The organism is Polaribacter glomeratus (assembly GCF_002954665.1).
GTDB classification, from domain to species: domain Bacteria; phylum Bacteroidota; class Bacteroidia; order Flavobacteriales; family Flavobacteriaceae; genus Polaribacter; species Polaribacter glomeratus.
Genome location: NZ_MSCM01000002.1, coordinates 747,789 through 760,192, shown reverse-complemented (window position 1 = coordinate 760,192; position 12,404 = coordinate 747,789). Strand labels below are relative to the sequence as shown.

The following is a 12,404-nucleotide window of genomic DNA, read 5'->3' as shown; positions in this document are numbered from 1 at the left end:
AAATATTAAACAACAACGTAATGAAAACATTTCTATCTCTTTTTATCTTATTAATGCTTTTATTTGGATGTAAAAATGAAACGACAAACTCATCCGAAGAAATAAATACGGAAGTACAACAAAACGAGTTTGCAATTATAATTCATGGAGGTGCCGGCACTATTTTAAAAGAAAACATGTCTGATGAATTAGAAGCAGAATACAAAGCAAAACTTGAAGAGGCTGTAAAAGTTGGTTATACAATTTTAAAAAATGGAGGAACAAGTCAAAATGCTGTTCTAAAAACGATTCAGGTAATGGAAGAATCACCTTTATTTAACGCAGGAAAAGGAGCTGTTTTTACAAATGAAGGCACCAATGAATTGGATGCTTCTTTTATGGATGGAAAAACCTTGAATGCTGGCGCTGTTGCCGGAGTAAAAAATGTAAAAAGTCCGATTGAATTAGCCATAAAAATTATGACAGACTCAGAGCATGTAATGCTTTCTGGCGAAGGAGCATCTGTTTTTGCAAAAAAAAAAGGCTTAGAAATTGTAGATCCTAGTTATTTTTATACTGAAAAACGTTTTAAATCTTTACAAAGAATTAAAGACAGAGAAAAAACGGAACTTGATCATGATGATAAAAAAGCTGCTTTTTATGATGCTGATATAAAAAATAGCAAATTCGGAACCGTTGGCTGCGTTGCTTTGGATAAAAAAGGAAATATTGCTGCTGGAACGTCTACTGGCGGAATGACCAATAAACGTTGGGGACGAATTGGCGATGCACCAATTATTGGTTCTGGAACGTATGCAAATAACAAAACATGCGGAATTTCATCTACCGGATGGGGAGAATATTTTATTAGAACTCAAGTTGCCTACGATATTTCTGCTCAAATGGAATATCAACAAAAAACGTTAAAAGATGCAACCACAGATGTTATACAAAATAAACTAACAAAATTGGGCGGTACAGGCGGTGTTGTGGCTTTGGATAAAAAAGGCAATATGTCTTTTGAATTTAATACCGCAGGCATGTACCGAGCTTCTATGAATGATAAAGGTGAATTAATTTTAAAAATCTACAAAGAATAATCGAGCCATTTTTCTGGCAAAGACTCTAAAGAAAGTTCAATAACTTCTGATTTTAATCTCTTTTTTATGCCTAATTTTGAAATTACCGGAATCGATAAATTAATATTATTTCTTTTATTTATCAATTCTAAAACCTCTTCTATTGTTCTTTTACCACACAAAACCAAGCTATTCATCATTGAGTTCGATTCTTTTTCTAAATCAAAAAAGTCTACAAAAAACTTAGGTTTATCATCTTCATAAATTAACCATTGTGTTTCTTTTTTTCTGATAATTTCAACAACTTGTTTAGTGCCGCTAAAGGTTCTGTATGTAGAGAGTTTAAGTTTCATTATTGTAGGGAGTTAAATTTTATTATTTATTGTTTACAAAAAACAACTATTAATTAAACAAAAATAGCGACATTTTATTTAATGAAATGTTAATATTATTAAAAATCAATACCCAAAAGTACTGTTTGTTTAAGTATCTAGTTGTTTATTTCGATAACTTGTTGACTATCATTGTTGAACTCGTTAATATTTAATATAGGCGGTAAAAATTTAAAAACGATAATTAATACCTGTGTAAACAGCAATAAAATAAGGCTGAAATCCATTAGAGTTTTTATTATACGTATTTAGCTGTGTTTTAAACATTGGGTTTAATTGCAATGACCATCTTTTATTAAAAAGATATTTAAAATCTATTCCTAAATTTCCACTAAAATTAAGACCGTTTAAATTATTTGCTTCTCCTGTATTTTGAAAATTTGAGGTATTTAAAAAAACTTCATTTTTATTTAAAAATAGCGAACTAAAACCAGTAACAATTTGGGTTTCTATTTTGTTAGTTTCAAATAAATTATATTTAATTTCTAAAGGAATTTCTATATACCCAAAGTTTTGACGCATATTTCCGTTAAAACTTACAGTATTTAGATTTAATAAATTTGCATCAAAAGATTCTCTTGTAGTACTATTTAATATAAATTGACTTCCTGAATTAAAATTGATGTTAGAAGCCTTTGAATTTGATGTTACAACAGCAATATTGTTGTTTGAATACTGTATTTCTTGCAAGTGAACACCCGATTGAAAAGACCATTTATTATTGATTTTATAAGTGAATTGTACACCATAAGAAACACTTTTATTTCCTTTTGTAGAACCATCCAAATTACTATCTAGAGGAGATTTTTTTGAGAATGAATTAGAACCAATAATTCCTAAAACAGGAGAAACAGCCCATTTTTTCTGTAATTTATCTTCTTTTAATTCTTTGGTGTTTTCTGCAACAGCAGCTAATAAGTCAAGCTTTTTAAGGTGGGTTTTGTTTTCTTCTTTTTTTATGACATTAATTGAATTCTCAATTTTTTCTTCCCTATTAATTGTGTTTTTTTTATCACTTGTAATATTGTTATTTTGAGTAAAACTAATAATATCATTTAAAGAATTATCAACTTGAGGGTTTTGTTTTTTGACCATGTTGGTAAACAGTTTTTGCTGTTTTTTGTAGCTTAATAAAGTTATTTTTGTAGCTGTTTTTCTAATTTTACTTTTAATAACATTCGCAGCCGTTTCTGTGTTCTTTGTATCAACTTTGTCACTTTTAACAATAACCGTTTCTACCTCTTTTTTACGTTCTATTTCGTATTTTTCTGTATTAGGTTTTGTAACCACATTTTCTGGCAATGGTTCTATTTTATTGTTAATATAATTTACAGGAAACAACAAAAAACCCAAAATAAGGATAGCCGCAACACCACTAGACATCCACCAAATTGGCAGCACTTTTTTTTTCTTTTTTTGAAGCGTTGCTTTGGTAGCGTCCCAAACTTTTTCGTTTGGCATCACCTCAAAAACTTTTAATTTATCCTGAAATAATTTGTCTATGTTTTTCTGTTCTTTCATTACATTTAGACTGTTTTTTGTTGATGAGCTTCTAATTGCTTTTTTAAAATATACCTTGCTCTAGAAAGGTTCGATTTAGAAGTTCCTTCAGAGATTCTCAGCATTTGGGCAATTTCTTTGTGAGTGTAATCATCTAAAACATAGAGGTTAAAAACTAAGCGGTATCTATCTGGTAATTTCTGAATTAACTCTAGCAAAAAGTTTACATCAAAATCAACATTTTCAAAACTCTCCTCTTCTAAATCTAGCGTTTCTACTTCCTTACTTTTAATATATAAAGGTTCTTTTTTTCTATACTTTTGAAGTGCCGTATTTATAGCGATCCGTTTTAACCATCCTTCAAAAGAGCCTTTACTTTTATATTGTTTTATTTTATCAAAAATTGTTAGAAAACTATCTTGTAAAGTATCTTCTGCATCTTGATAATTTCTAGAATATTTTAAACAAACAGGAAACAGCTTACCAGCAAATAACTGATATACTTTAGATTGTGCTGTAAGATTTTGTTCACAGCACTCTTCTATGAGTTTTTCTAGATTGATAAGTTTAATTTACAGGAACCACTATTTCTTCAAAAGTATCTTCTCCGTTGCTATCTTTCCCTTTCCAAAATTTAAAAAGATAATCTTCTTTTTGAGTAACATTTACAACAAACTTATATTCTTCTTGTCTAATATTTAACGTACAAGCATTCTCTAAAGACAACAAAGCTCTTACTGCAACCACTCTTACTGTGTCTTGATATTCGTAGTATAAATTATCAAAAGAATAACAGCCATTATTTAAAGTATATTTAATGGCAATTGTATCTCTCTCACCAAACTTAAAACTTGCAGGTACAATGGCTTCATCAATAGGTAAAAACTCAAAAGTATAACTAGGTTCATTATTATTTAAACAAGAACTTAATGTAACGATTGCAAAACAAAAGGTTAGTATTTTTTTAAACATCATCTTTATTTTTTATTAATATATAAGTGTTGGATATCCGTTTTGACATTCTACTGATTTTGGTGAAGCGGCTAAACTACAATCCGAAATAATGCCCCATTTAATGTTGTATTCTTTTTCTGCTTCTGTATACTTTTCTATTTTTTGAAGAAATGAAACCGTGTCAATACTTTTAGAATACGGAATATATCCTTTAGGACCGCCACAAGCTTTAGCACCATAAGGAGCAAAAGTCCAATCTAAATCATTTAAGCAAGATTCTGCGTAGGTTAAGTTCTCAATTTCTACATACAAATCTATTAACGCACTATGCTCAATTTCTTGTTGAGTTAACTCTCTTTTAATAACTAATTCTTCTTTTGTTAATGATATAATTCTCCAAGCATAATTTGTTGGGTAACTATGAGTAGAAATGCTAATAAGTGTGTTTTCTAATTGAAAAGTGCCCTCGATCTCAAAAAAGGTTAAAGGTGGCGTGCCACACCAACCAGAGGTTTTTTCTTTAAAAACACCCTCTTTGTTAAAAGAAACTCCGTACGCTTCTTTTGGTAAATTAGCGCCTCTTTTAAAAGTGGTGGTTTCAGAATCGTATTCTGGGCTTACCCACGATCCATATAATAAATTATTAGTATCTATTTCTATTTCGTTGCTTTCGCAAGAAAAAAGTGTAGTTGCAATACATACAAACAAAATGATTCTTAGTTTCATGATTATATATTTTTTAGTTAGGTAAGTTTTTAGATGTTTTTTCGGTTCTTGAAATTACTTTAATTAATGTGGTTTCTATTGATGATGCATCTTGCGGCGAGTTTTCAATTCTTTTTTCTGATACTAGAATTTCATATTCAAATCCTTCTAGGTAAGTAAACCCAACAATTGAATCGTAAAAATATTCCCAGTTTTGTTGATTCTTTTCTTTGACCATCAAACATTCTTGAGAAAAAAGACCCATACAATCTACCTTTTTAGAAGCAACATATAAAGTCTTTTCATTTTCTTGTAAATTGTTATTTTCACAAGCTATTACTACAAAAAACATAGTTAAAAGAAGTAGTGCTTTTTTCATAATTTATCGTTTAAAAATATAGGCAATATCGTCAAAGGCAATACCAAAATCAATCGTTAATTCAGAATCGGTTAGTGTAATAGTTCCTTTTCTTTTATCAACAAGTAAGTAATCTACTTTATTTTCTGTACTAATATCAAAAGTGTAAACACCACCTTGATCATTTGTAAATGTTGGGGCATATAGCGTATTAAAAACATCTTTATTATTAATTGTAACTGTTTTATTATCCAAATCGAAGAACCAAGTAAACGCTCCTTCTTCATAATTTTTTGCCGGAGAAAAACCGCCTATAATTTGTACAACATTCCATTTACCCTGAATCGTGTTTTCAATTTCTGTGTTTTTTTCACAAGAAAAAAAGCACACGCTTAGCAGCAAAAAAAGTATTATTTTTTTCATTTTAATTATAGTTTATTTGAGTATTCCATCCTTCTAAATTTAAATTTACGCTAGATAAACCTTCCTTTAAAACTTTAATGTTAAAGGTAAATTCTCTCTCAACAATTGCAAAACACATTTCAGTATTTTCTAGGGATAATTTTATATTGCGTTGTACAGGATTAGATTCTAATATTTCATTAGCATCAATTAGTGCCGCTTTCCAAGAAATTCCGCTACAACCACCACTACTTATTTTTATGGTAATTACATCACCAATTAACCGCGCATCTAAAATTGTATAATTATCAGTTTCTGACTCTTTATAGCGGTTGTTATCTATAATAACCTGCTTGTTTTGTAAATCAATAACCTCTTTATTATCAGTACAAAAAATAAAAGAAAACACAAATAGTGTAAAAATTAGTGCTTTTTTTATGTTTAATTTTCCCATAAAAGAATTTCGTTAGTTGCGTATTTATCAAAATCAGGACACGTATTTACACCTGCTATTCCTCCAAATTCGCAAATTACATTTCCGGTACAATTATAAACAGCTGTTAAATTATCTGCGCAATTATTGCAAATATCAATTAAAAAAACACTTTTATTTTGATATGTATATTGTATAATTTTCTTTTTTGAGAAGAATGATGATTGCTCAAAACCTATTTTAATTTCTTTTAACCAAACCAACTCTTCAAGCGGATTTATTGTATTACAAACGGTTATTTTATCTGAATTATCTACACAGGAAACAAATATAATAACTGATAAAAAAAGATGTTTAAATTTCATTTTAATTGTCATTTTTAGGCATTCCTATTTTACCAATAAAGCAGATAGAACCGGTTTCGTTTTCTGTGATAGAAAACAAAAAAGGTTTGTTTAATGTCATTACTTTTTTTGAAGGATCTATGGATGTTGTAGAAATACCAACAGCAGTTACAGCGGCAGCTTCTGTACCTTTTTCATTTACTTCTATAAATGTTTTTTGAATTACAAAAGAAACAGAAAGGTTTTCGTTGCTAATTCCTTTAAAATTTGCATCCGCAGAAAAAGCATTGCCCAATCCTAAATCTATCAAGGAGTTGTTTAATAATTTTTCGTAAGAAAACTTAAATTTCGGCATTTTTAATACGACTTCCTTTGTAGAAAAAAGAGTATTCCATGCATACCATTTTTCAATATTTAATACCTCTAAAATATCAGAAGTTGTTTTAGATTCATTTGGCAAAAAAAGAGTCATTGTATATTTATCATTTTTGTAAGGTAGTTTTACCGCCATAAAATGCTCATTTTCATAAAAAGATAAATCATTAGTAAGATTCATCATTTTTACACTTTGTGTACTATTTTCTCCATAAAAAGGAGCGTCTTCTGTATCTTTTACATTAAAAGTATATTTCCAATCGCTTTTAAAATAGAGCGCATTTATAAGAAACATAACATCTAACGAATTTATTTTTTCTAAGATTTTAGGAATCTTTTGATTCGTTTTATCAGAAACCCAATCGTTAATAATGTTTAATGAATTAATGTCAGAAAAATCTAAATTTCTAACCTCTGCGTTGTAAAAATTCTTGTTTACGTCTAAAAAGTCTTCTTTTACTAAAAATTCTTTTTTAACCCAAATTGAGTTTGCAATTTCAAATAAGGAACCTGAAGAACTTGAAGCTAAATGATGAATAATTTCTTTATTTATCGTGTTAATTTCTGCGGCGTCAAAATTAGAATAATTTAAAGTATTTTCAAACGCTGCTTTTGTTACACCTTCAGAACCATTATAGGTCATTGCTAAAGCTAATGATAAACTAACAGGAGAAATCATCGTGTTTTCTTTCGTTTCTAGATTTGAAACTTTTTTAAAAATATCAAAAGCAAATTTATTATTCGCTTTTATAAAAGTTTCACCATTTGTAACGGTATCAAATTTTTTTTCTTCCTCAATATTAGAAGTACATGATTGAAATACAAAAACAATACATAAAAGTTTTATTAAAATTAAATTTCCCTTATTTATCATAGCATTGAGTTATTTACTTATAAGATACAAAAAGAATAAAAAGGTTGCGTATAATAATCTTATTTTTGCAATATTCTATGCAAGAAACTATTTTCAACATAAAGTCTACTGAGCAGTTTACTAAAACTGCACTTGAAGTTTTTAAACATCAGTTTAAAAACAATAAAGTGTATCGATCTTTTTGCGATTTAATTAACAAACATCCTTCTGATATAACAAAAATTGAAGAAATTCCGTTTTTACCAATTCAGTTTTTTAAGAGCAGAAAAGTACTTTCTTCTTTAAGTGAAGTTCAAGAAACATTTACAAGTTCTGGAACAACAGGTAGCATTACAAGCAAACATTTTGTAACGGATATTAACCTTTACAAAGAAAGTTATTTAAAAGGATTTGCCAATTTTTACGGAAATATTGAAGAATATACGGTGCTCGCTTTATTGCCAAATTATTTAGAAAGAGACGGTTCTTCTTTGGTTTTTATGGTAGATGATTTAATTGCAAAATCTAAAAATTTTGAAAGCGGTTTTTACCTCAACAATTTAGATGAATTAGCAAAAAAACTCATAAATCTTGATAAAAACGGACGAAAAATACTACTAATAGGTGTTTCTTTTGCATTATTAGATTTAATTGAAAAATACCAATTCAAACTTAAAAACACCATTGTAATGGAAACTGGTGGCATGAAAGGTAGAAGAAAAGAACTCATTAGAAACGAGCTGCACCAATTGTTGCAAGATGGTTTTGGAGTAGCTAAAATTCACTCAGAATACGGAATGACAGAATTATTAAGTCAGGCGTATTCTAAAGCAAATGGCATTTTTGAAACGCCGCCTTGGATGAAAATTTTAACAAGAGACACCGAAGACGCTTTAACTATTTTACCAACAGAAAAAGCTGGCGGAATTAATATAATCGATTTGGCAAACTACAATTCTTGCTCATTTATTGCTACGCAAGATTTAGGGAAAGTTTACGAAGACGGATCGTTTGAAATTATTGGCCGTTTTGATAATTCTGATATTAGAGGTTGTAATTTGATGGTGCTATAGTAGCAAAGAAAAAAGAAACTATGAAATTTAAATTATTAGAAGAATTTAAAGAGTTTGCCGTTAAAGGAAACATGATCGATATTGCTATTGGTGTTATTATTGGTGCTGCATTTAATAAAGTGGTAAATACCTTGGTAAAAGAAGTTTTAATGCCACCATTATCTTTTATGACCGATGGCACAAATTGGGAAAACAAAGAGTTTATTTTAAGAGAAGCTGTTTTAATTGACGGAACGGCAAAACTAGAACAAATTGCCATTGGTTACGGGAAATTAATAGAAGCCGGTATCGATTTTATAATTATTGCATTCACCGTTTTTCTAGTTGTAAAAATGATGAATTCTATGAAGAAAAAAGCGGAAGACCCAAAAAACAGAACAGTTGCAACACCTAAAAACATTGAGTTGATGAACAAAACCAATGAGCTTTTAGAGAAACAAAATGAATATTTAATGAAAATGCTGTCTAAAGATAAATAAAAGTTTCTGTAATTTTTTTTAATTGGTTTCGACTTTATTAAAAACAAAAACTCGATGAAAAATTTTATCACACTTTTATTATTTTCTATTTCTACTACTTTTTTTTCTCAAAATTACAATACCAAACAAGGGTTTGTGGCAGAAGGCTATGATGTTGTTTCTTATTTTAATAACAAAGCCGAAAAAGGAAATAAAGAGTTTACAACAGAATTTGACGGAGCAAAATTTAGGTTTTCATCAAAAGATAATTTAGAACTATTTAAAAAATCTCCTAAAAAATATGTTCCTCAATATGGAGGTTATTGTGCATATGCAATTGGTTTAAAAGGAGAAAAAGTAGACATCAATCCTAAAACTTTCGAAATTAGAGATGGCAAATTATACCTGTTTTACGATTCTTGGGGAACGAATACATTTGAATTGTGGAAAAAAGAAGGTGCAGAAAAATTGCAAAAAAAAGCGGATATTAATTGGATAAAAATTAGCAATAACTAAGTTGATACATCTATATAAAAAAAGCGTTGAATTTAAAATTCAACGCTTTTTTTATATAGTTTTTTTATGTTTTACTCAACACTCAATAAAAAATAACTCTTTTTACCTCTTTGTAAAAGCACATATTTATCCGCAATTAAATCTTTTGCAGTAATTACAAAATTTTCGTCTACCTTTTCTTTATTTACAGAAACAGCATTTTCATTTAACGCTCTTCTGGCATCGCTATTAGACTTTAGAAAGTTTGTTTTTGCAGCCAAAGCGCCAATCATATCTAAACCTTCTGCAATATCTGCAGCTGTAACCGTAGCTTGAGGAACGCCATCAAATACATCTAAAAACGTTTGTTCATCTAACGATTTTAAATCATCCGAAGTTGAGTTGCCAAATAAAATATTAGAAGCTGCAATTGCTTTTTCATATTCCTCGTTTCCATGAACTAAATTGGTAACTTCTTCTCCTAAACGTTTTTGTAAAACACGTTCATGAGGCGCTACTTTATGCTCTTCAATTAAAGAATTAATGGTTTCTTGGTCTAAAAAAGTAAAGATTTTAATGTACTTTTCTGCATCTTCATCCGAAGTATTTAACCAATATTGATAAAATTTATAGGCGGATGTTCTTTTCGCATCTAACCAAACATTTCCACCTTCAGATTTCCCAAATTTAGAACCATCTGATTTTGTGATTAAAGGACACGTAATTGCATATCCTTTTCCGTTTCCAATTCTTCTAATTAACTCTGTACCAGTTGTAATATTTCCCCACTGATCAGAACCACCCATTTGCAAAGTGGTTTCCATATTTTGAAACAAGTGCAAGAAATCATACCCTTGCACCATTTGATAGGTAAACTCTGTAAAAGACATTCCTTCAGAAGATTCAGAACTAATTCTGTTTTTTACAGAATCTTTAGACATCATATAATTTACGGTAATATGTTTACCAACGTCTCTAATAAACTCTAGGAATGAAATATTTTTCATCCAATCGTAATTATTTACAAGAATTGCTGCATTTTGTTCATCCGAAGAAAAGTCTAAAAAATGACCTAATTGCGCTTTTACACATTCTTGATTATGTCGTAAAGTTGTTTCATCTAACAAATTACGCTCAGAAGATTTACCAGAAGGATCGCCAATCATACCTGTTGCACCACCAACCAAAGCAATTGGTCTGTGCCCACATCTTTGATAATGAGCTAGTAACATTATAGGAACCAAGTTACCAATATGCAAAGAATCTGCCGTTGGATCAAAACCCACATATGCACTTCTCATTTCTTCTAATAAATGCTCTTCTGTTCCTGGCATGCTGTCGTGCAACATTCCTCTCCACTGTAATTCTTCAATAAAATTCTTCATTGTTACCTTAAATTGATTCAATTCTAAAATATGTTTGTTAAACTTAGCTTGTAGAAGTTTTTTTATCGATTTCTAAACCCTAAACGAAACATTGTTAAACAAGCAAAATATGCACTTTTTAACGGCGCAAAGATAAACTTATCAATGAAAAAATCATAAATTAGCAGTATGATTTTAGTTACCGGAGGCACAGGTTTAGTTGGTTCGCATTTATTGTATCATTTAAGTTTACAAAATGATGTAATTAGAGCTGTTTATAGAACAAAATCATCTTTAAAAAAGGTGAAAAATGTTTTTTCTTTTTACACTTCGGATACAACTTTATTCGATAAAATTGAATGGTTTTTAGCTGATATTACAGATGTTCCTTCTATGATTCCTGCTTTTATTGATGTAAAACACGTATATCATTGTGCGGCGTTTATTTCTTTTAATCCAAAGGATTATAGAGAAATGCGTAAAGTAAATATTCACGGAACAGCAATTATTGTAAATCTTTGTATTGATGCAAAAATTGATAAATTGTGCTATGTAAGCTCTATTGCCACTGTTGGAAGTTCGTTAAAAGGAGACCTTATTACCGAAGAAGACGAATGGAATAAAGAGCTAAATAATAGTGGCTATTCTATTACTAAATTTGGTGCAGAGATGGAGGTTTGGCGTGCAAGTCAAGAAAACGTTGATGTGGTAATTGTTAATCCTGGAGTTATTCTAGGAAGTGGTTTTTGGTCTGCTGGCTCTAGTAAATTATTTTCTCAAGTATATAACAAACTTCTATTTTATACAGAGGGAATTACAGGTTTTGTGTCTGTGCAAGATGTTGTAAAACCAATGATTTCATTAATGAATTCTGATATAAAAAACGAACGTTTTATTCTAGTTTCAGAAAACAAATCGTTTAAAGAAATTTTCTTTTTAATTGCGGATGCTTTTGGTAAAAAACGACCTTCAAAGAAAATAAAATCTTGGCAAACAACTATCTTTTGGCGAGTTGCTTGGTTCTTATCAAAAATTACAGGAAAAGAACCTTTATTAAGTAAATATTCCGCTAGATCTGCCCATGCAATTTCTGAATATTCATCAGAGAAAATAGAAAAAACATTAAATTTTAAGTTTGATAAAATAGAAAAGTCAATTGTAGAAATTTGTAAAAACTACCTTAAAGATCTTTCTTAACTTTAAATTCTTTTTTATTTAAAACCAAACTATCGTCTGTCATAAAATTTTTCTTCTCTTTTTTAAGTTTTTTCAGAGAATCATTTCTTATAGAGTCTCTTCTTGTATTTCTATCACTATAGAATTTTTTTTGCTTTTCTAAAGCGGTTTTTGCATCTTCAAAAATTTGTTGATACAAATCTATTTTAGACATATAATACAAGTTACTATTTTGAAAACGAACACTATCAATTTTAAATTGATCGTACACTAAAGGCATGTATTCAACTTTAGTTTCTAGGTTTTTATTTTTCATGTATTTAGCAGAGGAAGCAATCATCATTTCTTGAATTAAAAGCCGCATCGAGTCTCTAGGAATTAAGTCTTTCGGTTTTTCAAGAATAGTATTACTTGTGCACGAAAACAAGAATGTAAAAATTAACAAATAGCTTATTTTCTTCATT

General features: G+C 29.4%; 17 protein-coding genes. 5 read left to right on the top strand and 12 right to left on the bottom strand.

The annotated features are described in order from the left end of the window. Nucleotides 1-20: 20 nt before the first annotated feature. Nucleotides 21-1,079: an isoaspartyl peptidase/L-asparaginase family protein gene (locus BTO16_RS13370; protein ID WP_105022168.1), complete on the top strand. Its 1,059-nt coding sequence runs from the start codon at nt 21-23 to the stop codon at nt 1,077-1,079. Here the strand turns inward: BTO16_RS13370 and BTO16_RS13365 are convergent. The 10 genes from BTO16_RS13365 to BTO16_RS13320 all read right to left on the bottom strand — a co-directional run bounded on the left by BTO16_RS13365 (nt 1,067) and on the right by BTO16_RS13320 (nt 7,395). Beyond that, nucleotides 1,067-1,411, bottom strand: coding sequence for a hypothetical protein (locus BTO16_RS13365; protein WP_105022167.1), 345 nt, complete (start codon nt 1,409-1,411; stop codon nt 1,067-1,069). The genes BTO16_RS13370 and BTO16_RS13365 overlap by 13 nt on opposite strands. A gap of 210 nt (nt 1,412-1,621) precedes the next feature. Next, the gene (locus BTO16_RS13360; RefSeq protein ID WP_105022166.1) at nt 1,622-2,971 is read right to left on the bottom strand and encodes an outer membrane beta-barrel protein; all 1,350 of its coding nucleotides are present in this window, start codon (nt 2,969-2,971) and stop codon (nt 1,622-1,624) included. A gap of 5 nt (nt 2,972-2,976) precedes the next feature. After that, on the bottom strand, nt 2,977-3,429 hold the full coding sequence (locus tag BTO16_RS13355; RefSeq protein ID WP_407675520.1) for an RNA polymerase sigma factor: 453 nt from the start codon (nt 3,427-3,429) through the stop codon (nt 2,977-2,979). A gap of 88 nt (nt 3,430-3,517) precedes the next feature. Then, complete coding sequence (locus tag BTO16_RS13350; protein ID WP_245892117.1) at nt 3,518-3,925, bottom strand: hypothetical protein; 408 nt, start codon at nt 3,923-3,925, stop codon at nt 3,518-3,520. Nucleotides 3,926-3,937: 12 nt separating this feature from the next. Next, nucleotides 3,938-4,630: a hypothetical protein gene (locus BTO16_RS13345; RefSeq protein WP_105022163.1), complete on the bottom strand. Its 693-nt coding sequence runs from the start codon at nt 4,628-4,630 to the stop codon at nt 3,938-3,940. Nucleotides 4,631-4,643: 13 nt separating this feature from the next. Then, nucleotides 4,644-4,988, bottom strand: coding sequence for a DUF4377 domain-containing protein (locus BTO16_RS13340; RefSeq protein WP_105022162.1), 345 nt, complete (start codon nt 4,986-4,988; stop codon nt 4,644-4,646). Between the two features lie 3 nt (nt 4,989-4,991). After that, nucleotides 4,992-5,390 carry a hypothetical protein gene (locus BTO16_RS13335; RefSeq protein WP_105022161.1) on the bottom strand — a complete coding sequence of 133 codons (399 nt, stop codon included), beginning with the start codon at nt 5,388-5,390 and terminating at the stop codon, nt 4,992-4,994. Nucleotide 5,391: 1 nt separating this feature from the next. Further along, the gene (locus tag BTO16_RS13330; protein ID WP_105022160.1) at nt 5,392-5,823 is read right to left on the bottom strand and encodes a hypothetical protein; all 432 of its coding nucleotides are present in this window, start codon (nt 5,821-5,823) and stop codon (nt 5,392-5,394) included. Continuing rightward, nucleotides 5,811-6,167, bottom strand: coding sequence for a DUF6970 domain-containing protein (locus BTO16_RS13325; RefSeq protein ID WP_146105409.1), 357 nt, complete (start codon nt 6,165-6,167; stop codon nt 5,811-5,813). The genes BTO16_RS13330 and BTO16_RS13325 overlap by 13 nt, the downstream gene beginning before the upstream one ends. Nucleotide 6,168: 1 nt before the next feature. Beyond that, entirely contained in the window at nt 6,169-7,395 is a 1,227-nt protein-coding gene (locus BTO16_RS13320) for a serpin family protein (protein ID WP_105022158.1), read from the bottom strand. 77 nt (nt 7,396-7,472) lie between these two features. Between BTO16_RS13320 and BTO16_RS13315 the strand changes: the two genes are divergently transcribed. The 3 genes from BTO16_RS13315 to BTO16_RS13305 are packed head-to-tail and all read left to right on the top strand — an operon-like array spanning nt 7,473 to nt 9,421. Then, on the top strand, nt 7,473-8,447 hold the full coding sequence (locus tag BTO16_RS13315) for a LuxE/PaaK family acyltransferase (RefSeq protein WP_105022157.1): 975 nt from the start codon (nt 7,473-7,475) through the stop codon (nt 8,445-8,447). 20 nt (nt 8,448-8,467) lie between these two features. Next, complete coding sequence (mscL, locus tag BTO16_RS13310) at nt 8,468-8,926, top strand: large conductance mechanosensitive channel protein MscL (RefSeq protein ID WP_105022156.1); 459 nt, start codon at nt 8,468-8,470, stop codon at nt 8,924-8,926. A gap of 54 nt (nt 8,927-8,980) precedes the next feature. Next, nucleotides 8,981-9,421, top strand: a complete 441-nt coding sequence (locus BTO16_RS13305; protein ID WP_105022155.1) for a YHS domain-containing (seleno)protein — start codon at nt 8,981-8,983, stop codon at nt 9,419-9,421. Nucleotides 9,422-9,492: 71 nt separating this feature from the next. Here BTO16_RS13305 and tyrS read toward each other — a convergent pair whose 3' ends face one another. Beyond that, nucleotides 9,493-10,785 carry a tyrosine--tRNA ligase gene (gene tyrS, locus BTO16_RS13300; protein WP_105022154.1) on the bottom strand — a complete coding sequence of 431 codons (1,293 nt, stop codon included), beginning with the start codon at nt 10,783-10,785 and terminating at the stop codon, nt 9,493-9,495. 168 nt (nt 10,786-10,953) lie between these two features. Between tyrS and BTO16_RS13295 the strand changes: the two genes are divergently transcribed. Next, the gene (locus tag BTO16_RS13295) at nt 10,954-11,961 is read left to right on the top strand and encodes an SDR family oxidoreductase (protein ID WP_105022153.1); all 1,008 of its coding nucleotides are present in this window, start codon (nt 10,954-10,956) and stop codon (nt 11,959-11,961) included. On the opposite strand, the gene BTO16_RS13290 is transcribed toward BTO16_RS13295, so the two are convergent. Further along, entirely contained in the window at nt 11,945-12,403 is a 459-nt protein-coding gene (locus BTO16_RS13290) for a DUF4296 domain-containing protein (protein WP_105022915.1), read from the bottom strand. The two genes, BTO16_RS13295 and BTO16_RS13290, sit on opposite strands and share 17 nt — an antisense overlap. Nucleotide 12,404: the final 1 nt, after the last annotated feature.